At 57.1% G+C, this 22073-nt stretch carries 20 protein-coding genes and 2 pseudogenes; 13 read left to right on the forward strand and 9 right to left on the reverse strand.

Annotated elements, in window-relative coordinates:
- Nucleotides 1-128: 128 nt before the first annotated feature.
- Entirely contained in the window at nucleotides 129-1817 is a 1689-nt protein-coding gene (fadD2, locus tag QZR14_RS17770; protein WP_311997258.1) for a long-chain-fatty-acid--CoA ligase FadD2, read from the forward strand.
- 347 nt (nucleotides 1818-2164) lie between these two features.
- Nucleotides 2165-3862 (forward strand): long-chain-fatty-acid--CoA ligase FadD1, encoded by a 1698-nt coding sequence (fadD1, locus tag QZR14_RS17775; protein ID WP_250608226.1) that lies wholly within the window; start codon nucleotides 2165-2167, stop codon nucleotides 3860-3862.
- 232 nt (nucleotides 3863-4094) lie between these two features.
- On the opposite strand, the gene QZR14_RS17780 is transcribed toward fadD1, so the two are convergent.
- On the reverse strand, nucleotides 4095-4472 hold the full coding sequence (locus QZR14_RS17780) for a hypothetical protein (protein WP_123453540.1): 378 nt from the start codon (nucleotides 4470-4472) through the stop codon (nucleotides 4095-4097).
- 198 nt (nucleotides 4473-4670) lie between these two features.
- Here QZR14_RS17780 and QZR14_RS17785 point away from each other — a divergent pair, with 198 nt between their 5' ends.
- The 3 genes from QZR14_RS17785 to def all read left to right on the forward strand — a co-directional run bounded on the left by QZR14_RS17785 (nucleotide 4671) and on the right by def (nucleotide 6519).
- Nucleotides 4671-4862, forward strand: coding sequence for a CsbD family protein (locus tag QZR14_RS17785; protein ID WP_250608222.1), 192 nt, complete (start codon nucleotides 4671-4673; stop codon nucleotides 4860-4862).
- A 164-nt stretch (nucleotides 4863-5026) separates the two neighbouring features.
- Nucleotides 5027-5977, forward strand: a complete 951-nt coding sequence (locus QZR14_RS17790; protein WP_250608220.1) for a YihY/virulence factor BrkB family protein — start codon at nucleotides 5027-5029, stop codon at nucleotides 5975-5977.
- 2 nt (nucleotides 5978-5979) lie between these two features.
- Nucleotides 5980-6519, forward strand: coding sequence for a peptide deformylase (gene def / locus QZR14_RS17795; RefSeq protein WP_311997259.1), 540 nt, complete (start codon nucleotides 5980-5982; stop codon nucleotides 6517-6519).
- A 129-nt stretch (nucleotides 6520-6648) separates the two neighbouring features.
- On the opposite strand, the gene QZR14_RS17800 is transcribed toward def, so the two are convergent.
- Nucleotides 6649-7068, reverse strand: coding sequence for a GNAT family N-acetyltransferase (locus tag QZR14_RS17800; protein WP_311997260.1), 420 nt, complete (start codon nucleotides 7066-7068; stop codon nucleotides 6649-6651).
- An 884-nt stretch (nucleotides 7069-7952) separates the two neighbouring features.
- Here QZR14_RS17800 and QZR14_RS28120 point away from each other — a divergent pair.
- Nucleotides 7953-8729, forward strand: a pseudogene (locus QZR14_RS28120) (PAS domain-containing protein); the annotation flags it as partial.
- A gap of 117 nt (nucleotides 8730-8846) precedes the next feature.
- Nucleotides 8847-9272: pseudogene (locus tag QZR14_RS28125) on the forward strand (methyl-accepting chemotaxis protein); the annotation flags it as partial.
- 139 nt (nucleotides 9273-9411) lie between these two features.
- Here the strand turns inward: QZR14_RS28125 and QZR14_RS17810 are convergent.
- From QZR14_RS17810 to QZR14_RS17820, 3 genes are all read right to left on the reverse strand, one after another.
- Nucleotides 9412-9957 (reverse strand): hypothetical protein, encoded by a 546-nt coding sequence (locus tag QZR14_RS17810; protein ID WP_250608214.1) that lies wholly within the window; start codon nucleotides 9955-9957, stop codon nucleotides 9412-9414.
- Nucleotides 9958-10112: 155 nt separating this feature from the next.
- Nucleotides 10113-11537 (reverse strand): MFS transporter, encoded by a 1425-nt coding sequence (locus QZR14_RS17815; protein WP_311997262.1) that lies wholly within the window; start codon nucleotides 11535-11537, stop codon nucleotides 10113-10115.
- 125 nt (nucleotides 11538-11662) lie between these two features.
- A complete protein-coding gene (locus QZR14_RS17820; RefSeq protein WP_150707502.1) occupies nucleotides 11663-12103 on the reverse strand; it encodes a PACE efflux transporter in 441 nt (146 codons plus the stop codon).
- Between the two features lie 122 nt (nucleotides 12104-12225).
- On the opposite strand from QZR14_RS17820, the gene QZR14_RS17825 reads away from it, so the two are divergent.
- Nucleotides 12226-13098 carry a LysR family transcriptional regulator gene (locus tag QZR14_RS17825; RefSeq protein WP_311997263.1) on the forward strand — a complete coding sequence of 291 codons (873 nt, stop codon included), beginning with the start codon at nucleotides 12226-12228 and terminating at the stop codon, nucleotides 13096-13098.
- A 250-nt stretch (nucleotides 13099-13348) separates the two neighbouring features.
- Here QZR14_RS17825 and QZR14_RS17830 read toward each other — a convergent pair whose 3' ends face one another.
- Nucleotides 13349-14380: a LacI family DNA-binding transcriptional regulator gene (locus QZR14_RS17830; protein WP_093430446.1), complete on the reverse strand. Its 1032-nt coding sequence runs from the start codon at nucleotides 14378-14380 to the stop codon at nucleotides 13349-13351.
- Between the two features lie 216 nt (nucleotides 14381-14596).
- On the opposite strand from QZR14_RS17830, the gene QZR14_RS17835 reads away from it, so the two are divergent.
- A complete protein-coding gene (locus QZR14_RS17835) occupies nucleotides 14597-15130 on the forward strand; it encodes a gluconokinase (RefSeq protein WP_250608208.1) in 534 nt (177 codons plus the stop codon).
- Nucleotides 15131-15212: 82 nt separating this feature from the next.
- Entirely contained in the window at nucleotides 15213-16568 is a 1356-nt protein-coding gene (locus QZR14_RS17840) for a GntP family permease (protein WP_099756982.1), read from the forward strand.
- A 96-nt stretch (nucleotides 16569-16664) separates the two neighbouring features.
- On the opposite strand, the gene alaC is transcribed toward QZR14_RS17840, so the two are convergent.
- Complete coding sequence (alaC, locus tag QZR14_RS17845) at nucleotides 16665-17873, reverse strand: alanine transaminase (protein ID WP_250608207.1); 1209 nt, start codon at nucleotides 17871-17873, stop codon at nucleotides 16665-16667.
- Nucleotides 17874-18012: 139 nt separating this feature from the next.
- Here alaC and QZR14_RS17850 point away from each other — a divergent pair, with 139 nt between their 5' ends.
- From QZR14_RS17850 to QZR14_RS17860, 3 genes are all read left to right on the forward strand, one after another.
- Complete coding sequence (locus QZR14_RS17850; RefSeq protein WP_093430442.1) at nucleotides 18013-18675, forward strand: LysE family translocator; 663 nt, start codon at nucleotides 18013-18015, stop codon at nucleotides 18673-18675.
- 68 nt (nucleotides 18676-18743) lie between these two features.
- The gene (locus tag QZR14_RS17855; protein ID WP_311997264.1) at nucleotides 18744-19238 is read left to right on the forward strand and encodes a GyrI-like domain-containing protein; all 495 of its coding nucleotides are present in this window, start codon (nucleotides 18744-18746) and stop codon (nucleotides 19236-19238) included.
- 310 nt (nucleotides 19239-19548) lie between these two features.
- Nucleotides 19549-20037, forward strand: coding sequence for a GNAT family N-acetyltransferase (locus tag QZR14_RS17860; protein ID WP_311997265.1), 489 nt, complete (start codon nucleotides 19549-19551; stop codon nucleotides 20035-20037).
- A gap of 209 nt (nucleotides 20038-20246) precedes the next feature.
- Here QZR14_RS17860 and QZR14_RS17865 read toward each other — a convergent pair whose 3' ends face one another.
- Both QZR14_RS17865 and QZR14_RS17870 read right to left on the reverse strand, forming a co-directional pair.
- A complete protein-coding gene (locus tag QZR14_RS17865) occupies nucleotides 20247-20933 on the reverse strand; it encodes a dTMP kinase (protein ID WP_311997266.1) in 687 nt (228 codons plus the stop codon).
- Nucleotides 20930-22066, reverse strand: a complete 1137-nt coding sequence (locus QZR14_RS17870) for a radical SAM protein (protein WP_311997267.1) — start codon at nucleotides 22064-22066, stop codon at nucleotides 20930-20932. Before QZR14_RS17870 ends, QZR14_RS17865 begins: the two co-directional genes overlap by 4 nt.
- Between the last annotated feature and the right edge of the window lie 7 nt (nucleotides 22067-22073).

The following is a 22073-nucleotide window of genomic DNA, read 5'->3' on the forward strand; positions in this document are numbered from 1 at the left end:
ACACGGTCAATGACGGCTTTGTCCATATTTGCCTCAATGGCCATAGCTGCTAGTGTCCGTGAAGCTCCGCTTTTTCAGAAATGACAGAAAGCGGCCCCGGATCAGCTCAGGTAAAGAGGACAAGAACAATGCAACCTGATTTCTGGAACGACAAACGCCCGGCCGGCGTACCGCTGGACATCGACATGGGTGAGTTCAAGTCGGTGATCGAGGTGTTCGAGCGTTCCTGCAAGAAGTTCGCTGATCGCCCGGCGTTCAGCAATATGGGCATCACCCTGACCTACGCCGAACTCGAGCGCCAGAGCGCCGCCTTCGCCGGTTACCTGCAGGCGCATACCGATCTGGTTCCGGGGGATCGTATCGCCGTGCAGATGCCCAACGTCCTGCATTACCCGATTGCCGTGTTCGGTGCACTGCGTGCCGGGCTGATCGTGGTCAATACCAACCCGCTGTACACCGCGCGGGAGATGCGCCATCAATTCAAGGATTCCGGCGCACGAGCACTGGTGTACCTGAACATGTTCGGCCAGAAGGTCCAGGAAGTGCTGGCTGACACCGACATCCAATACCTGATCGAAGCGAAGATGGGCGACTTGATGCCCACCGCCAAAGGCTGGCTGGTCAACACCGTAGTCAGCAAAGTGAAGAAAATGGTCCCGGCGTATTCGTTGCCGCAGGCGATCTCCTTCAAGAGTGCGCTGCGCATGGGCCGTGGCCTGGGGATCAAGCCGCTGAAGGTCAGCCTCGACGACATCGCCGTGCTGCAATACACCGGTGGCACCACCGGGCTGGCGAAAGGCGCGATGCTGACCCACGGCAATCTGGTGGCGAACATGCAGCAAGTACGCGCCTGCCTGGCGCAGCTCGGCCCGGACGGCCAGCCGCTGTTGCGCGAAGGTCAGGAAGTGATGATCGCGCCGCTGCCGCTTTATCACATCTATGCTTTCACCGCGAATTGCATGTGCATGATGGTTTCCGGCAACCACAACGTGCTGATCACCAATCCCCGCGACATTGCCGGTTTCATCAAAGAGCTGAAGAACTGGCGCTTCTCCGCGCTGTTGGGCCTGAACACCTTGTTCGTGGCGCTGATGGATCACCCGGATTTCAAGACCCTCGATTTCTCCAGCCTGAAGCTCACCAACTCCGGCGGCACTGCGCTGGTCAAAGCCACCGCCGAGCGTTGGGAGCAGATCACCGGTTGCCGCATCACCGAGGGTTACGGCCTCACCGAAACCTCACCGGTGGCCTGCACCAACCCGTACGGCGACCAGTCGCGGCTGGGTACGGTCGGTTTGCCGGTGCCGGGTACATTGCTCAAAGTCATCAACGATGACGGTGTCGAGCAGCCGATGGGCGAGCGCGGCGAGTTGTGCATCAAAGGCCCGCAGATCATGAAGGGCTACTGGCACAAACCCGAAGCCACTGCCGAAGTGCTGGATGCCGAGGGCTGGTTCAAGTCCGGTGACATTGCGGTGATTGATCCGGACGGGTTTGTGCGCATCGTCGATCGCAAGAAAGACATGATTATCGTCTCCGGTTTCAACGTGTACCCGAATGAAATCGAAGACGTGGTGATGGCGCATCCGAAAGTCGCCAACTGCGCGGTCATCGGCGTGCCAGACGAGCGTTCGGGGGAGGCGGTGAAGCTGTTTGTGGTGGCGCGGGAAAGCGGGGTCAGCCTCGAAGAACTCAAGGCCTACTGCAAAGAGAATTTCACCGCGTACAAAGTGCCGAAACACATCGTCTTGCGTGAGTCATTGCCGATGACGCCTGTCGGGAAAATTCTGCGGCGCGAGTTGCGCGATATCGCTTAAAGGTCAAAAACACAAAGATCGCAGCCTTCGGCAGCGCCTACCTTGGAATGCATTTCCAGTAGAAGCTGCTGAAGGCTGCGATCTTTTGCTTTGAGTCCCCGAAAACCGGGGCTTTCAAGCTGTTCTAGGATTTTTGCTCTAAAATGACTGCTAGCTAGTCTTGAGTCATGATAATGACTGTAGGGGCCGCTTTTGGCTCTAGTCGACCCTTGGCAAAGCTGCTACTCTCGGCGCGCTTTGTGACTTCTCGGCCTCTGTAAAAGCCAGATTCACCAATACCAAACACACACCAATAATAATCGCATCAAATGCGGTGAAGAATTCGCGTTGCTGAGGAGTGGGCTTCCATGATCGAAGACTTTTGGAAGGATAAATACCCGGCTGGAATTGCTGCCGACATCAATCCGGACGAGTATCCGAACATTCAGGCAGTGTTGAAGCAATCCTGCCAACGCTTCGCCAACAAACCGGCTTTCAGCAACCTGGGCAAGACAATCACCTACGGTGAGTTGTACGAATTGTCCGGTGCGTTTGCCGCGTATCTGCAACAGCATACCGATTTGCAGCCTGGCGATCGAATCGCCGTGCAACTGCCCAACGTCCTGCAGTACCCGGTGGCCGTCTTCGGTGCGATTCGCGCCGGGCTGATCGTGGTCAACACCAACCCGCTGTACACCGCGCGGGAAATGGAACACCAATTCAACGACTCCGGCGCCAAAGCCCTTGTTTGCCTGGCCAACATGGCGCATCTGGCCGAAGCCGTGGTGCCGAAAACCGGCGTCAAACACGTAATCGTCACTGAAGTTGCCGACCTGCTGCCGCCGATCAAGCGCCTGCTGATCAACAGCGTCATCAAGTACGTGAAGAAGATGGTGCCGGCTTATCACCTGCCCAAAGCCGTCAAGTTCAACGACGTGTTGAGCAAGGGCCAGGGCCAACCGGTGGCCGAAGCCAATCCGGACAGCGGCGATGTCGCGGTGCTGCAATACACCGGCGGCACCACGGGCGTGGCCAAGGGCGCGATGCTCACCCATCGTAACCTCGTCGCCAACATGCTGCAGTGCAAAGCGCTGATGGGTTCCAACCTCAATGAAGGTTGCGAGATCCTGATCACGCCGCTGCCGCTGTACCACATCTACGCGTTCACCTTTCATTGCATGGCGATGATGCTGATCGGCAACCACAACATCCTGATCAGCAACCCGCGCGACCTGCCGGCGATGGTCAAGGAACTGTCGAAGTGGAAGTTCAGCGGTTTCGTCGGCCTCAACACGCTGTTCGTCGCGCTGTGCAACAACGAAGGTTTCCGCAAGCTGGACTTCTCTGCGCTGAAAGTCACCTTGTCCGGCGGCATGGCCCTGCAACTGGCTGCTGCCGAGCGCTGGAAAGCGGTCACCGGTTGCGCCATCTGTGAAGGTTACGGCATGACCGAAACCAGCCCGGTGGCCACGGTCAACCCGATCCAGAACATCCAGATCGGCACCATCGGTATTCCAGTGCCTTCGACCCTGTGCAAAGTCATCGACGATGCTGGTGTCGAGCAGCCGCTGGGTGAAATCGGCGAGCTGTGCGTCAAGGGCCCGCAAGTGATGAAGGGCTACTGGCAGCGTCAGGAAGCCACCGATGAAATGCTCGACAGCGAAGGCTGGCTGAAAACCGGTGACATCGCGCTGATCCAGCCGGACGGTTACATGCGTATTGTCGATCGCAAGAAAGACATGATTCTGGTCTCCGGTTTCAACGTCTACCCGAACGAACTGGAAGACGTGCTGGCGACCCTGCCGGGTGTGTTGCAGTGCGCGGCCATCGGCGTGCCGGACGAGAAATCGGGTGAGGCGATCAAGATTTTCATCGTCGCCAAACCGGGCGTGACCCTGACCAAAGAGCAGGTGATGGAGCATATGCGCGCCAACGTCACTGGCTACAAGGTGCCGCGTTCGGTGGAGTTCCGCGATGCGCTGCCGACCACCAACGTCGGCAAGATCCTGCGCCGCGAGTTGCGGGATGAAGAGCTGAAGAAGATCAAGGCCAAGTCCGCCGCCTAAACACGAAGCCCCGCAGATGCGGGGCTTTTTGTTGGGGCCGCAGGGTTTGAGATATCTGTTGTTCGGTTAAACCAGCCCCTCACCCCAGCCCTCTCCCAATGGGAGAGGGGGAAAGGGAGCAGATCTTCATGCTGTTCAGAACCTGAGTTCGACTCGATATTTCAGGTCGGTGTACCTTGCCCAAACACCTCGGTCAGTCCCCTCTCCCTCTGGGAGAGGGTTAGGGTGAGGGCTATTGACGGAACGGCGCGAAATTCACGTTAGTGCCCGCCGGGCGCATGTCCTGCAGATACGAATCCTTGTCCGCACTCAATTCCAGGCTCAATGCCGCTTTACGCTTGCCTTCGTTGCGAATCACCAGACCTTCAAGCTTTTCACGCAGGAACACCGTCGGCACTTTCAGGTGCAGCAGTTCGTCGGTGGCCGGCGTGTGCATCAGCAAGTGAATCCACTCGTACTGACCCACGGCCAGACGCGACACCGGCAGGTCGAACCACCAGATGTTGCGGTTGCGGTTCAGTTCGGCGAAGTGGCAGTTGTTGGTGCCGAGCACGGCGCCGCCCAGTTCCTGGTTTCTGCGGGCGATGGCGAGCTTTTTATCGAGTTTCATAACATTCCTGCGAGGATCGGTTCATTGGCGCACAACGCCCATAGGTGCGCATTCTCCGGGCAACGCACGCAAACATAAAGCCCAACCTGCACGGCGCGACGAAATGAGCCGCCGAAAATAAATGAAACTTGGCGCAAACCCGGCCAGTCAATCATTACGTACTGACTTTTCCCCTTTAATGCATCAAGGAGAAACACCATGAGTAGCACTGGCGATAAAGTAAAAGGCATGGCCAACGAAGCGGTCGGCAACGTCAAGCAAGGCGTCGGTAAAGCCACCGACAACAGCAAGCTGCAAGCCGAAGGCAAGATCCAAGAGAAAAAAGGCGAGGCCCAGCAAGCGGTCGGTAAAGCCAAGGACGCTATCAAAAAAGGCGTCGACAAGGCGTAATTCAGCCTTGAACGAAAGACACGAACGGCCATCCAAGGATGGCCGTTTTTGTGTCAAAAGCCTGCAGCGACCCGACGGGGTTCGCCAAACAGGCTACCGTGATGTAAAAAACGGCCCCTGAGTCGCCACGACTTCAACCTGTATTGCGGCGAAAGGAGACGCGAATGATTTTTCCGGACATGAAAGGTCTGCCCCTGCACCGGGTGATGGTGCGCACGGTCACTGAATTCGTCGACGACGAGATGTCGACCTACGCCTCGGCACTGGCCTACCAGATGCTGTTCTCGCTGTTCCCGTTCATCCTGTTCCTGATCGCCCTGATCGGTTTCCTGCACCTGCCGGACTTCTTCTCCTGGCTGCGCCTGCAATCGGAACTGGTCCTGCCACCGCAGGCGCTGGAGCAGGTCAACCCGGTGATCGACCAGTTACAGCAGTCCAAGGGTGGCCTGCTTTCCGTCGGTATCGTTATCGCCCTGTACACCGCCTCCGCGGGCGTACGCTTGATGATGAGCGCGATGAACGCCGCGTATGACGTGGTCGAAGGCCGGCCGATCTGGAAGCGTTTTCCGCTGTCGATTGTCTACACCGTCGGCATTGCCGGCATGCTGCTGGTGGCCGCCGCGCTGATGGTGCTCGGGCCGCAGGTGATGGGCTGGATCGCCGCGCAGGTGGGGCTGGAAGACTTCATCGTCACCGTGTGGACCATCGCGCGCTGGCCAGTGATCGTGATTCTGATGATGGTCGCCGTGGCACTGATCTACTACGTCATGCCGGACGTCAAACAGGAATTCCGTTTCATCACACCCGGCTCGGTACTGGCTGTGGTGGTATGGATCATCGCCTCGTTGGGCTTCGCCTTTTACGTGAAAACCTTCGCCAACTACAACGCGATGTATGGCAGCATCGGGGCGATCATCGTGCTGTTGCTGTACTTCTACATTTCCGCGGCGGTGCTGTTGCTCGGCGCCGAGATGAATGCGGTGATCGAACACATGTCCAGCGAGGGCAAGGACTCGGGTGAGAAAGTCCCCGGCGAACTCGATGAACATCCCAAACAACACGTCTCGGGCCTGGGTCGCGATCATTCGCTCAAGCCGGACACTGACGAAGTCTGATCATGATCCGTGAAATTCTGAAAATGGGCGACGAGCGCCTGCTGCGCATCGCCCCGCCAGTGCCGGCCGAGATGTTCGACAGCCCTGAGCTGTGGCAACTGATCGACGACATGTTCCAGACCATGGAAAGCGTCGGTGGCGTTGGCCTGGCCGCGCCGCAGATCGGTGTCGATCTGCAACTGGTGATCTTTGGTTTCGAACACAGCGAACGTTACCCGGACGCTGAAGCGGTGCCGCAGACAATCCTGATCAATCCGCTGATCACACCGCTGAGTCCGTTGATGGAGGAGGGCTTTGAAGGCTGTCTGTCGGTGCCGGGTTTGCGTGGCGCGGTGGAGCGTTATCAGCAGATTCGCTATGAAGGGTTTGATCCGAAGGGCGAGCCGATTGTGCGTATTGCTTCGGGCTTCCACGCCCGCGTTGTGCAGCACGAATGCGATCACCTGATCGGCCGGCTGTACCCGTCGCGCATCACCGACTTCACTAAGTTCGGTTTTACCGAAGTGATGTTCCCGGATCTTGATCCAACCGCCGACGATTGATCCAGTGCCCAGCACATATCCCTGTGGGAGCGAGCCTGCTCGCGAATGCGCAATATCAGTGACAGATTCTGTGACTGACACACCGCTTTCGCGAGCAGGCTCGCTCCCACATTGGTTTTTGCATGTCCTTCAGGATTGAGCGGGAACCCTTTCCATCGCAATCATCGGCTTGCTCCGCGCATACCGGCTCAAGCGCTCTGCCATCGCCTGCGGCAGGGCCGGGTCGAAAGTGAATCCGCGTCGCTCATAAAAACCGCGCAAATCCGGATGACAGAACAGCCACACCGGCTCGCTCACATCCTGCACCGCCGCCGCGATCAACTGCGCGGCAACCCCCTGCTCACGACACCCCGGATCGACAAACAGCCCGGTCAACCATTGCCCGCCAGACACCGGCCGCAAGCACAACGCGCCAACAATCTCGCCCCGCCGTGCGACCCAAAGTTGCGCATCGCGAACCGCTTTCATCGAGGATTGGTGGCTGCGGTAAAACTTGTTCATCAACGGCCATAATGACGCTTCGAGCAAGGTGTATTGGGTATCGGGCATGGGATCGGACTGTCGGCGTGCAAAGCGGCGATTATAAAAGAACGGATGGCTCTGGATAGGTGTATACCTGACTTCACATCCCCTGTGAGTGGAGTACGCATCATGTCCAAAGGTATGGATTCAAAGAAAGCCGCGAAGAAGAAACCGGCCAAGACCGCGATTGAAAAGCGCGCGGAGAAGAAAGCCAAGAAAGTCGACATCTTCGGTCATTGATCACGCCTTTCCGGAGCCCGGTTCTCGGGCTCCTGCCTGTACCTGAAAATAATCTGCAAGATTGCACCGCGTCGTTGCACAGAAGAGTGGCCGACCTGGCTGTTGCTGAGCCTGAATTTTCATCTTTAGCACCACGACTTGCCCTGGCTTGCGTGGTAGGACTTGCCAAACACACCCGCTCCCCTGTGGGAGCGAGCTTGCTCGCGAAAGCGTCCGCTCCGACAACATTTCTCCCCGCGCTGAACCGATTTTTGTGCAAAAAGTGCCAGATACTGGCCGACTAGTGGCCTTGCGCAAGGCTTCGCGCTGGCTATGCTTCTTCTAACTAACTATGTCGACCGTCATGTCAAAACATGCCGGACACACATCGTTGGTCCGTGAATTCATGCTGCCAGAGTGCGCAACCCAAGGCACCGACACTGAACCAACAAGGAGCGTCGCTTACATGGAAGTTCTTCTACGCGTTAGGGCTGGCCCGCGTGCGGGCTATCAAGAGAAGGATGTCTTGATTAGAGCGTTGCTGCATGGACGCTCCGATTGATCATCATTTATCACCTGACAACTTCCTCCCGTGGAGGAATGCGTGTGCCTGTTCTGTGGAACGTAGTGGTGGATCTTGAAAGAACTGAACTTTCATCAAATCAAAAGTCCGCGCGGAAGGTGATACAACCATGTTCAACCTACATCACAAGGCTGACCTGCAGGAAATCGAGCGTTTCAGCTGCGCTCTGACCGAAGCGAATGCAAAGTTGGCCGCGATCAGCCGTTCAATGGCAATGATCGAGTTCACCCCTGAAGGCATCGTTCTGGATGCCAATGAAAACTTCTGCAAGACCATGGGTTACAGCGCCGATGAAGTGCGCGGCAAACACCATCGGGTGTTTTGTGAAGAGGTTTTTTATCGCAGCGAAGAGTACGCAAAACTGTGGCGTGATCTGGCTCGCGGTGAGCCGATCAGCGGCACTTTTCTGCGCTTGAACAAGGCGGGCAGTGAAGTCTGGCTAGAAGCCAGTTACATGCCGGTGTATGGCCCGGACAAGCAAGTCCAGAGTGTGATCAAAGTTGCAGCCGACATCACCGCTCGGGTCAATAAGGAAAACGAAGAGGAAAGCATGCTGGCGGCCATCAGTCGCTCGATGGCGGTGATCGAGTTCACCCCGCAAGGCAATGTCATCGCCGCCAACGACAACTTCCTCAAGACCATGCAGTACTCGCTCAACGAAATCGTCGGCCATCACCACAGCCTGTTCTGCCATCGTGCCGAAGCCGAGTCCGCGCAATACAAGGCATTCTGGGCCTCGCTCAACCGCGGCGAATATCACTCCCATCGTTTCGAGCGCAAGAACAAGTCGGGGCAGATGGTTTACCTCGAAGCCTCGTACAACCCGTTGTTCGACGCCAAGGGCCGCTTGTACAAAGTGGTCAAGTTCGCCAGCGACATCACCCATCAGATGACCACGCTGCAGAACGCTGCCGAATCGGCCCACAGCACCTCGGTACAAAACGACGCCTGCGCGCAAAAAGGCTCACAGGTCGTGCAGCAGACCGTGCAGATCATCCAGGACATTTCCCGCGACCTCAACGAAGCCGCCGCCAGCATCGATGCCGTGAGCAAACAGTCGGACATCATCGGCACCATCGTCCAGACCATTCGCGGCATTGCCGATCAGACCAACCTGCTGGCGCTCAATGCCGCCATCGAAGCGGCGCGGGCCGGTGAACATGGGCGCGGTTTTGCCGTGGTAGCGGATGAAGTGCGCAGCCTCGCGGCGCGGACCAGTCAGGCGACGCTAGAGATTGTCGAAGTAGTGCGCAAGAACCATGACCTGTCGCTGAGTGCGGTGTCGAGCATGCAGTCGAGCCTGAGCCGTACCGGGCTCGGGGTTGAGCTGGCGAATGAGGCGGGGGAGGTGATTCTGGAGATTCAGCAGGGATCGCGGCATGTGGTGGATGCGATCAGCCAGTTCAATGAAACCCTGCAACTGAACTGATTCCACAAAGTGGCCTGTAGGAGCTGTCGAGTGGAACGAGGCTGCGATCTTTTGATTCGTTGTTGGAAGCAAGATCAAAAGATCGCAGCCTTCGGCAGCTCCTACAGGGATACCGTGCGGTAGCTAGGAGTCCGTGGTCTCAGAGCGCAGCGAGAAACTTGCCCGCCTGTTTGTCGCTGTCCTTCACATCGTTGTCTTTTTCCGCCTGCGCCAACTTAATCTTGTCTTGCAAGCGCTCGGCGATCTCCTTGCCGATTGCCAGTTGTTTCTCCGGCGGCATGGCTTTGATGTCGTCCTCGGTCAGCCCCATGGACTGCAGGATACTGTCGCGCAGACGCTGCTCCGGCGTCTTGCTCATGTAATCCTTGAAGTCGTCGGTGGCAGATTTTGCCGAAGCCGTGGTGGCATCAGTGGCTTGCAGGTTGACGCGGGTCTTGGCGAAGGCTTCGTCGACATTGTCGCTGATGCGCGTGGCTTCGCTGACTTGCTGGGTGGCGATCTGCGTGGCCGAGTCCTGCACTTTGGCAGTGGCTTCGGCGGTTTGCGCCTGGGTCTGGTTTTGCAGGGTTTGCAGCATGGCGCCGTGCAGGCCACCTTGCAGACCGGCGGCAGCCGTGGTGGTGGCATCGTCATTCAGCGCTTTGGGCAGGTGAATGATTGGCTGGTGTTTGGCACTGACCAACATGATGAATGGACCTGTAGGTAATTGCAGACTCGGGTCTCTCAGCAATTACCGTGCCTGTGTAAAAAATCCTTTTATATCAGTTGGTTGGCATTCTTCGTGGACGGGGCGAGCGGTCATCCCTTGCCGATAAGCGGCAGAGGATGACCGTGTCCCCGTCAGCGATGGGCAATGTTCTCCAGCGCCAGATTGCGTGTGCGCGGACCGAACCAGCCGATGGTCAACATCACGATCAGCATGCTGCTGACGATAAACGCCAATACCCCCGGCGTACCGAAATTGTCGAGAAACAGGCCGATCAGCAGGCTGCTGAACACCGTCGACAAGCGGCTGAACGAATAGCAGAAACCCACGGCGCGGGCGCGGATATTGGTCGGGAACAGTTCGCTCTGGTACGAGTGATAACTGAAGCTCAGCCAGGCGTTGCAGAAGGTGATCATCACCCCGCAGAAGATCAGCCCGAATGCGCTGGTCTGCAGGGCGAACAAGGTGCCGAAGGTCATGGCGCCGAGGGCCGAGCCGACGATCTGCCATTTGTTTTCAAATCGATTGGCGAACTTCACGAACAGCAGCGGCCCGAGCGGGTAGGCGAGGGTGATGATGAAGGCGTACATCAAACTGTGGGTGACGCTGACGCCTTGACCGGACAGCAGCGCCGGCAACCAGTTGCCAAAGCCGAAGAACCCGATCGCCTGGAAAATGTGAAAGACGATCAGCATCAATGCGCGACGGCGATACGGTGGCTGCCAGATATCAGCGAAACGGCCCTTGCCTTCGACATCGACCGGAACGGCTTCCGGGGCGTCCAGTGGTCTACCGTGATCCTTCTCACAACGGGCCTCGATAGTGTCGAGAATCTGGTTGGCTTCATCAAAGCGGCCATGCTGCGCGAGCCAGCGCGGCGACTCCGGCAGACGCTTGCGCAGCCACCAGATAAACAGCGCAAACACCGCGCTGGCCAACACCACCCAGCGCCAGCCGGACACGCCGAGCGGCGCTTGCGGCACCAGCCACCACGACATCAATGCCACCGCCGGCACGGAGAGGAACTGCACGAAAAACGCGAAGGCAAACGCCGAGCTGCGCATGCGTTTGGGCACCAGTTCCGAGAGGTAGGCGTCAATGGTGACCAGCTCGATACCGAGGCCGATGCCCACCAGAAAGCGCATGCAGATGATGCCCAGCGCCGAACTCTGAACCCCCATCAACACCGTCGCCACCGTGTACCAGACCAGTGCGAAAGTGAAGATCGCGCGGCGGCCGAAACGATCGGCCAACGGGCTGAGCAGGCTGGCGCCGAGGAACAGGCCGAGGAAGGTTGCCGAGGCGAACGCCGCTTGATCGGAGAAACCGAACACACCCTGATTGCCGGTGGCAAAGAGGCCGTCGCGGATCAGCCCGGGGCTGATGTAAGCAGTCTGGAACAGGTCATAGAGTTCGAAAAATCCACCAATCGACAACAGCGCCACCAGCCGCCAGATCGTCGCAACTGCGGGAAGGCGATCGATGCGGGCGGACACCTGAGCGGCGCGTATCGGGTCGATGCCGTCGCTGTGCGCGGCGGCGGGGGCGTGTGCAGTCATGGGCGGATCCATTTTTTATTGATGGAAAAGCTTAGCCTGCTATCGGAGTTGGCGGATTGTGAATATCGGCGGTTTGACCGGATAAACCGCTGTTTTCTTGCAATATCTGCTTACCAATTAACGATTTATGCCGCAGCCGCCGAATCGGGAAGTGCTGAGGCTGGCAAGCCGAAGATCCGGTCGAACAACCAGTTGAAGGCGAACGTGTAGCACGGGATGAAAATGATCAGCGCCAGATCCAGTAGAAACGCCTGCACCAGACTGATGTTCATCCACCACGCAATCAACGGAATCAGAAACACGATCAGCGTCAGTTGAAAGCCGACGGCGTGGGCGATGCGTCGTTTCACCGTGCGCGTGCGCGACACCTGCCGACTTTCCCAGTGCTCGAACAACGAGGTGTAAATGAAGTTCCAGGTCACGGCGATGGTGGTGATGATCACCGCCAATGGCCCGGTGCTGCCTGGCGACGTGCCGGACAGCAGTGCCAGACCGAGGGCGGAGAAGGTCATGCCGATCACTTCGTAGAGCGACACATAGACCAGTTTGCGTTTGACGCCTTGCATGGGGATTTGCCTCTTTCTTGCCGTTTGTTGGCCAGCGGGACTGGCGAAGGCGGCGAAAGATAGCTTCAATAGGGCTGACAGAAAAAGTCAGCTACTTTCAGTTCTATTGATAGGTGTTTGAAGTGAATTTCAACAGCGACAGCATCGAGCTGTTTCTTGCCGTGATTGAACGCGGCTCGTTTTCGGCGGCGGCGCGGGCGTTGGGTCGAGTGCCTTCCGCTGTCAGCATGAGTATTGGCAACCTTGAGGCCGAACTCGGTTATTTGCTGTTCGACCGCAGCCACCGTGAACCGCAGCCCACGGCAATGGCGCTGTCGCTGGTGCCACACGCGCGGCTGATCGCCGAGCAACTCAAGCAACTGCAAGTGCACGCGGTGGAGTTATCGCTGGGGCTGGAGAGCAAGTTGTCGATCGGCGTGGTCGCCGACATCGACCGGCGGCGTTTGCTGGCGGCGATCAAGGTGATCGCCGAGCGCCATCCGCTGCTCGATATCGAAGTGCTGACCGCGCCACAGGATGACGTGTTGGCGATGCTGCACAGTGGCCGGGTCAGCGTATGCCTGGCGTTCGCTGGGCTGAGCATGAATGTACTGGAGCGTTTTCAGTTTGTCGGCAGCGAACGGATGATCGCCACGCTGGCGGCGGACAGTCCGCTGTTGCAGGGGCAGGATGTGTTTCTCGAGGATCTGGTGCATGTGCGGCAGATCATCGTCGCCAGTCGCGACTTGCCGATCAGTGAAACGCGGCCGTTGGTGGCGGAGTCGTACTGGCGCACCGACAGCCTTGAGACGGCGATGGAAATGGTCGAGGCGGGATTGGGTTGGGGTAACTTTCCGCTGTCGGTGGTGCAGCCGCGACTGGACAGCGGACGGCTGAAACGCCTGAATTTTCGCAACATCGAAAACGGTCTGGTGATGCCGGTGCACGCGGTGTGGCTCAAGAGCCAGCCACTGCAGAAAGGCGCGCATGCCCTCGTTGACCTGCTCAGCCATTGAGCCCAACACAAAACCCCTGTAGGAGTGAGCCTGCTCGCGATAGCGGTGTGTCATTCAACACATGCGTCGCCTGACACACCGCTATCGCGAGCAGGCTCACTCCTACAAGGGTTGTGTTTCAACTCAGCATTTGTAAGCACCACATAAAACTGTAGGAGCTGCCGAAGGCTGCGATCTTTTGATCTTGTTTTTAAGAGCAAAATCAAAAGATCGCAGCCTTCGGCAGCTCCTACAGGGGATCGCGACAGTTTCAGGTGCTTTCGCGGATCTTCAGTTCAAAGCCCATGTCTTCAACCGGACGCGCCACGCTGTTACCCGCCATCAACGTCAGCATCTGCTCCGCCGCGCGCCGGCCAATCGCTTCGCGCGGGGTGTTGATGCTGCTCAGGCGCGGCACCATGTGCTCGGACATCGGCAAGTCGTTGAAACCCAGAATCGCTACCTGCTCAGGAATCTTGATGCCGTTGCGCAGCGCCTCCAGCAACGCACCCTGCGCCAAATCGTCGTTACCAAAGAAGATCGCATCAACGTCCGGATGCGCCGCGAGCAATTGCAAAAACAACTCCCCGCCCAAGCCCACCGATGAAGAACGAGGCGTCAGTACTTCCAGATCCGGGTCGTAACGCCCAGCCTTTTGCAACGCTTTGCGAAAGCCTTCACCGCGCAACAAGGTTCGCTGATCGAGCTGCGCGCCAATATAAGCCAGGCGCTTGCGCCCGCGAGAGAGCAAATGCTCGGCCGCTGTTTCGCCGGCACTGAGTTGCGAGAATCCCACGCAATTCACCCCGGCGGCGCTGTCCAGTTCCATCATGTACACGCAGGGAATGTTGCTCGCCTCGATCATCCGCCGCGAACTTTCCGTGCGGTCAAACCCGGTCAACAAGAAACCGCGCGGCTGATAGGCCATGTAGTTGCGCAGCAGGTTTTCTTCTTCATCGCGCGAATAGTGGAAGTTGCCGATCAGCACTTCGAAGCCTTTGGGTGTGAGCACCCGATGAATGGCTTCCAGCGTATCGATAAACAGAAGGTTGGACAGCGAAGGCACCAATACCACCACCGAATGGCTCTGCGCCGAGGCCAATGCACGGGCGGCAGGGTTGACCACGTAGTTGAGTTCGAGCGCGGCTTTCTGCACTTTCTCCACAAGGTCAGTGGCCACGGTGCTGACACCGCGCAAGGCGCGGGAGGCGGTAATCGGGCTGACACCGGCCAGGCGGGCAACTTCATTGAGGGTGGGACGGCCGGTGGTGCGCGTGTTTTTATCGTTTTTAGGGGAGGTCATCGGGCGGCTTGCCAAACAAAAATCAAGGCACTAAGGTAGCGCTGTCCTGATGCAGCTGTAAATGCGTAAGCGAGGTCCTGCCTGATCTTCGCTTTTTGGCGTTGGGAACAAACCTGCTGCAACCCAAAAAAACGACAAGAAGGCGTCGGCAACTTCTGCCTGTGCACTAGAGTCATAGCTAGCAAAGGTAGCGCTGTCTGCGCGCTGAGGTGTTATATGAGTCATCCCATCACCGCCCTGGTCATCATGGGCGTTGCCGGTTGCGGCAAGACGTGCGTCAGCGAGGCCCTGTGCCAATTGAGCGGCGCCACTGCCATTGAAGGCGATACTTTCCATCCGGCCGCGAACATCGAAAAGATGAGCGCGGGGATCCCCCTGAACGACGACGACCGTGCCGGCTGGCTCGACAGCCTGTGCGATGAACTGCGTCGCGTCGACGCGCTGGGCGAACGCCCGGTGCTGACCTGCTCGGCCCTTAAACACAGTTATCGCGAAGTGTTGCGCAGCGCCTTGCCGGGCCTGGGCTTCGTGTTTCTTGAATTGACCCCTGAAGTCGCCGCTGAGCGTGTGTCCCATCGTCCGGGCCACTTCATGCCGGCGACGTTGATCGAAAGCCAGTTCGCCACCCTCGAATCGCCGAAGGGCGAGCCGCTGACGTTGGCGTTGAATGCTTCGATCCACAGCGTTGAAGAACTGGCGTCCCAGGCTCACGTCTGGTGGCAGGCCCATGGTCTGAAACAGGCGGTATGAGTGTGTTGAAAGAGATAGCGCTGTCCTCCCGACTTCTGTTTAACCCGTTTTAATAACAACAACAATCCAGGAGACACCCCCAATGTTTGGCATGTCCCACGACGCCTACCTGCTGCTCGATGCAGTGGTCACGGTAATCGGCCTGATTATCCTGATCACCAAATTCAAGATTCACCCGTTCATTTCCCTGACCATCGCCGCCGCGTTCCTCGGCCTGACGTCGGGCATGCCGATCGGCACCATCATCAAAGCGTTCCAGGACGGCTTCGGTGGCGTGCTCGGTTTTGTCGGCATCATCCTCGCGTTGGGCACCATGCTCGGCAAAATGATGGCCGAATCCGGCGGCGCCGATCAGATCGCCCAGACCCTGATTCGTGCGTTCGGTAAAGACAAAGTCCAGTGGGCAATGATGTTCGCCGCGTTCCTTGTCGGCATCCCGCTGTTCTTCGAAATTGGCTTTGTCCTGCTGATTCCGTTGGTGTTCATCGTTGCCCGTCGCACCGGCGTGTCGATCATCAAGATCGGTATCCCGCTGCTCGCCGGTCTGTCCGCCGTGCACGGTCTGGTGCCACCGCACCCGGGCCCGCTGCTGGCGATCGGCGTGTTCGGTGCTGACATCGGCAAGACCATCCTTTACGGTCTGATCGTTGCGCTGCCGACCGCAATCATTGCCGGTCCGATCTTCGGTACGTTCATCGCCAAGCACATTCCGGGTCACCCGAATCAGGAACTGGTCGATCAACTGGCCCGCGAAAACGACGACTCGGCGAAGCTGCCGAGCTTCACCATCACCCTGATCACCGTGCTGTTGCCGGTGTTCCTGATGCTGCTGAAAACCTTCGCTGACGTGGCGCTGCCGGACGGTCACTTCTTCCGCACCTGGATGGACATGATCGGCCACCCGATCTCGGCACTGCTGCTGGCCTTGCTGTTGTCGCTGTACACCTTCGGGCACAAGCAGGGCATCGGTTCCCAGCAAATGCTCAAGTGGCTCGACGCGAGCCTGGCGCCAACCGCCGCGATCATTCTGATCATCGGCGCCGGTGGTGGCTTCAAGCAGATGCTGGTGACCAGCGGTGTGGGCGACGTGATCGGCCACATGGCGGTCAGCGCACAGATCTCGCCGATCCTGCTGGCGTGGCTGGTGGCGGCGGTGATTCGGATTGCGACCGGTTCGGCGACTGTGGCGACCATCACTGGCGCGGGCATTGTCGTGCCAGTGGTGGGGATGATCCCGGGCGTCAACCGTGAGCTGTTGGTGTTGGCCACCGGTGCCGGTTCGTTGATTCTGTCCCACGTGAACGACGCCGGTTTCTGGCTGGTGAAGCAGTACTTCAACATGACCGTGGCCGAGACGTTCAAGACCTGGACGGCGATGGAAACCATCCTCTCCATCGTCGCGCTGGGCTTTATCCTGCTGTTGTCGCTGTTCGTTTAAGCGGCTTCTTGCAGACACAAAAAAACCGCAGCGATGCGGTTTTTTTGTGGGTGATCGTTCCCACGCTCTGCGTGGGAACGATCAGAGGTGTGTCAGTTACTTCGTAACTAAGCCATCCGCCCGGAACATCCCGCGAATTCCGCGCACTGCCTGACGAATCCGGTCCTGGTTTTCAATCAGCGCAAAGCGCACATGGTCGTCGCCATACTCACCAAAGCCAACCCCCGGCGAGACGCACACCTTGGCCTCGGCCAGCAGTTTCTTGGCGAATTCCAGCGAGCCCAGATGTGCATACGCCTCGGGAATCTTCGCCCAGACATACATCGACGCCTTCGGATTCTCGACCATCCAGCCCAGCTCATGCAGGCCTTTCACCAACACATTACGACGCTGGCGGTACTGCTCGGCGATGTCGCGCACGCACTGCTGATCGCCTTCCAGCGCGGCAATCGCCGCCACTTGCAGCGGGGTGAAGGTGCCGTAGTCGTGGTAACTCTTGATCCGCGCCAGCGCGTTGACCAGTTCCGGGTTACCGACCATGAAACCGATGCGCCAGCCGGCCATGTTGTAGCTCTTGGACAGGGTGAAAAACTCCACCGCGATGTCCTTGGCCCCCGGCACCTGCATGATCGACGGGGCTTTCCAGCCGTCGTAGACAATGTCAGCGTACGCCAGGTCGTGAATCACCAATACGTCGTACTGCTTGGCGAGGGCGATCACTCGTTCGAAGAAATCCAGTTCCACGCACTGCGCGGTCGGGTTGGACGGAAAGCCGAGGATCATCATCTTCGGCTTCGGGATCGAACCGCGGATGGCCCGTTCCAGTTCGTCGAAGAAGTCCACGCCCGGCACCAGCGGCACCGAACGCACTTGGGCACCGGCAATCACCGCGCCGTAGATGTGAATCGGATAGCTCGGGTTCGGCACCAGCACGGTGTCGCCCTGGTCCAGGGTGGCCAGCATCAAATGCGCCAGGCCTTCCTTGGAACCGATAGTGACAATGGCTTCGCTTTCCGGGTCGATATCGACCGCGTAGCGATCCTTGTACCAGTTGGAAATCGCCCGGCGCAGGCGCGGAATGCCCTTGGACGTCGAGTAACCGTGGGTGTCTTCGCGTTGGGCGACTTGTACGAGTTTTTCGACAATGTGCGGCGGCGTGGCGCCATCGGGGTTGCCCATGCTCAAGTCGATGATGTCTTCACCACGACGCCTGGCGGCCATCTTCAGCTCGGCGGTGATGTTGAAAACGTAAGGGGGGAGTCGATCTATGCGCGCAAAGCGGCGCGGCGAACCTTGTTCGGCCATTGTTGCCTCGGATAACGTAAGCGCCCGGAACCGTCCGAGCGACGCTGGTCACTGCGGTGACCTGTGGCGGAAGATAAGGGCGCTGATGGCATACTGTCCAGCCCGTTTGTAAACATTTTTTTCCGAAGGAAAATGGTTAATGGAATTCACCAGCGGCTTCTTGCTGAGCCTTTCGCTGTGCCTGGATATCGGCGTGGCCAACATCGCCATGATCACCCTGGCGATGCAGCGCGGTTACTTTCAGGGCTTCGCGCTGGGCCTCGGTACCTGCGTCGGTGACCTGATTTACGCGGTGCTGGCGCTGGCCGGCATGACCGTTTTGCTGCAATACGAAACTGTACGCTGGGTGCTGTGGATCGGCGGTTCGGCGCTGCTGATCTACTTTGCGGCGAAGATGATCTATTCGGCGATTCACCACGAGGCGCAGTTGGCGGCGACGGCGGAAGTGGGGCAGAACTCCCATCGCAAAGAGTTCTTCCGGGGGATTTTTCTCGCCATGTCGTCGCCGAGCGCGATTCTCTGGTTCGCGGCGGTGGGCGGCACCTTGATTGCACGTTCCGGTGGCGGTGGCCCGCTCAGTTCGGCGCTGTTCCTCGGTGGTTTTCTCTGCGCCGGACTGCTGTGGTCGGCCGGTTTGTGCTTCGCCGCGAGCCATGGCGGCAAACTCCTCGGTGACAAGCTGTTGCGCTATTCCTACCTGGCATCTGCAGCGATCTTCTGCTATTTCGCGGTTTACGTGATCGTATCTGGCTACAACGAATTTGTTGGTTCGGGCGCCGTCGAGCAGTTGCACGCGCTGTAACCGTGCGAATTGGATCGGGCTTTCTATACTCCCAGCCGAACCCCCTTTTTTGTTCCAGGAGTCGAGTCATGGATGAGCAAAAACGCGTCGAAGTGGCTGAACCTCGCTTCGAACATGGACATTTCCTGCTGATTGCAGGCTTTCGCGGTCGATTTACCCAAGACACCGCCAAAGACATCCCGGCGCTGTGGGAAAAGTTCTTGCCGCAGTTGGGAAAGATCCCAGGGCAAAAGAACGAAGTGACTTACGGAGTCTGCAGCAATTTCGACGGCAAGGGCGGCTTCGATTACATCGCCGGGGTGGAAATCGACAAGCTCGATGACCTCGACCAGAAGGTCTACCAGTGGGTCGAAGTGCTGCCTCGGCAATACGCAGTGTTCGAGCACAAGGGACCGCTCGAACAACTGCCGCAAACCCTGCAATACATCTACAAGACCTGGCTGCCGACCTCGCACTACGTGGAACTCAACGCCCCGGAACTGGAGCGTTACAGCGCCGATTTCAATCCGCGACTGCATACCGGCAAACTGGAAATCTGCGTGCCGGTCGATTCCAAGGCCTGAACCCGATGCATGAGGCGGTTCACTGATCCGCCTCATGCTTTCAACGCTGTTTACGTCGCGCCCGCAACAGGTCGATGCCCAGAGTGATAAAGCCGAACGTACTGATGCCCAACACCATCAACAGGCCGATTTCAACGCTGCTCATAAGCGGTTTCCCCCAAGGGTGATCAGAGACACACCGCAGAAATAGCCCGACAAGCGCCCGAAGAAAAGCGCTTATACGCAGGCTTTACGCCGCCCCTGCACATCGATATGCAGACCTTATTCCTTTATGCTTTCGGCACTTTCTTCTGCTGATTTCCGAGCCGCCATGAACACCCTCATCCGCAACGTCACCGCCGCCGACCTGGACCGCTGCTACGCCATCGAAACCGTTGCCTACGAAGGCGACGAAGCGGCCACCCGCGAGAAGATCGCCACGCGTATTGCCACCTGGCCCGAGGGTTTTATCGTCGCTGAGGTGGATGGCGTGGTGGCAGGTTTCGTCAATTCTGGCGCGGCGTTTGATGTGCAGATGTCGGACGAGGCGTTCAAGGAACTGATCGGCCACGACCCGCAAGGACCGAACGTGGTGATCATGTCGGTGGTGGTGCACCCGGATTATCAGGGGCAAGGTCTGGCCAAGCGCTTGATGGGTGAGTTCATCGAGCGTATGCGCGGGATGGACAAAGCGACGATTCATTTGATGTGCAAGGAACAGCACATTCCGTTGTATGCCGGGTTTGGTTTTGCCTACATCAAACCGTCGGAGTCGGATCACGGCGGCATGGCGTGGCACGAAATGATCCTTACGCTCTGAGGCCAACCCGATCTCCACTGTAGGAGCTGCCGAAGGCTGCGATCTTTTGATCTTGATTTTTTAACAGCAAGGTCAAAAGATCGCAGCCTTCGGCAGCTCCTACAGGGGATTGTGTTCTGTCAGTAGAGGCTGTCGCTTACACATTTTGGCGCTTCTCGGTCGTAGTTGTCGGCGTCGATCAGCCCGTGGTTAGAAACGTTCGTTGGTTTCTACTCCCTACAAAGAATGCTCTGAACTGCAGTCACCGCCTTATCGAGAACGGCTTCCTCACTTAGGTCGGTTGTATCGATTCTTATCCAGTTCACCAGACCGCAGCGCTCATAACTGGATCTAACTCGATTCTGATAGTCAATGAAGCCCTTCTGGGGGTCTGCATTGGCGCCGTCATAGGCTCCACTCTCGCTAAGGCGAAATGATCCTTTTCTCTGTGCTGCCAGTGCCGGATCAACATCTAAGAAAATTACGAAGTCAGGTTTTCTAATTGTTGAGAACATTGTCAACGCATCCTCAGCCAAATCAGTGCTCTTGAGCAAAAAACGCGCCAGGTATTTATAATGCCAACCATCGGCGATGCAACTTTTGCCAGAATTGATTATAGGCGTTATAGCTGCATGATCTGTGGCCTGAAACCACGCAGTTATGAGGCTCATCCAGTGTTTGTCACCTAATTGTTCCAGGGGAGCGTTGTCCGGATAATCCCATAAGACTTCGCGTAGCCGAGACATATGAAACTCTGTATAGCCTGTAGGCACTGGAGGACGATTTTTGTCTATATAGTGCAATGCAGAATGGGACTCAAGAATTCTGTCATATGTCGCTCGCGCAACCGTTGATTTTCCTGCACCATCGGTACCTTCGAATGCAATAAATAGTCCCTTGTCCAAAGAGTAACTCATGCAAAACCTCCTAAGTATGCTTCAGTGTCTAAAGAGTTTCGTCCACTTCCTTCTATTAGCGGTTTAAAGCCTTCTCTTTGATAAATTTCTGACATCTTTTTACCGAGTATATTCAGGAAGTCAACGGAAGGCCGTGCTTTTGTAGAGTAGTGTGAACCGGCGTCAGGGTGGAATACTGCAACCGCAGGCACCACTCCCATATTTCCGAAGTATTCGATGCCTTCAATGATTGACTCTAAAGGTTCCATGCCCGCCACAAAGCCTGCGTATACGTTTCCGCGACCAAGAACATCGACAGCGGCTTCAAACGCAGAGAGGAAGCGTTCTCTTGTGTAATCCTGTGATTTTCCAGGGCAAACTTCAGAAAACAAATCTGCATTGAACACTTCTAAGCTCATGGACAAATTATTGCCCAGTCCTTTGAATCGCTCGAATAGCCGGAAATCTTTGGGTGGCATCGAAATTAAGTGGTATTCGAGTTTGCTTGCGGTGTTTCTCTCTTTGACTCGCTCCATTAAGTCTAGATGCATTGAGTAGCCTTTGTCATAGTTTCGGATCGTGCCGCCATTAAACAGTACCCTCTTGTAACGCCCACTCTCGACCTCGGTAGCTATCTCTACTGCTTCTCCTGCCAAATCACCTTTGATGCGCATTTTGTGATCGGAAAGGTTTTCTCTGGCAGCGTCAAGAGAGCAGAATTTGCACTCACGGTTATTATTGAAGTAATAGCAGTGACCAGGCGAGAATACTCCAAGGGTGGAGTTTCCATAGACGGTCAAATGTTTTTCAAATAACTCACCGTTGCTTAAATGTTTTCCATAAGCCACAGGTCTAGCGGGGAAGGTGATTTTTATAGTTTTGTTTCCATACCTTAATGCAGGATATCCTTGTGCTAGGACGACTTGGAACGCTGAATTAGGATTGTAGTTTGCGGCTGTGATAATTTTTTCTTCGAGAATTATTTCCTGCGGTGTATGGGTGTTTGACTCAAGTATTACACTGTCCCCTGTACCATATGCTCGTCTTTTTTCAATGTGAGTCGATTGGTTCTGAAGGTAATCTAGAAATTCTTTAGAGAAATTAACACCGTTAGACAATAGTTTGAGCTTTAGGGCGACTGTTTCGAATAGCATAATTCGT

It is taken from the genome of Pseudomonas sp. rhizo66 (assembly GCF_031931925.1).
In the GTDB taxonomy this organism is placed as follows: domain Bacteria; phylum Pseudomonadota; class Gammaproteobacteria; order Pseudomonadales; family Pseudomonadaceae; genus Aquipseudomonas.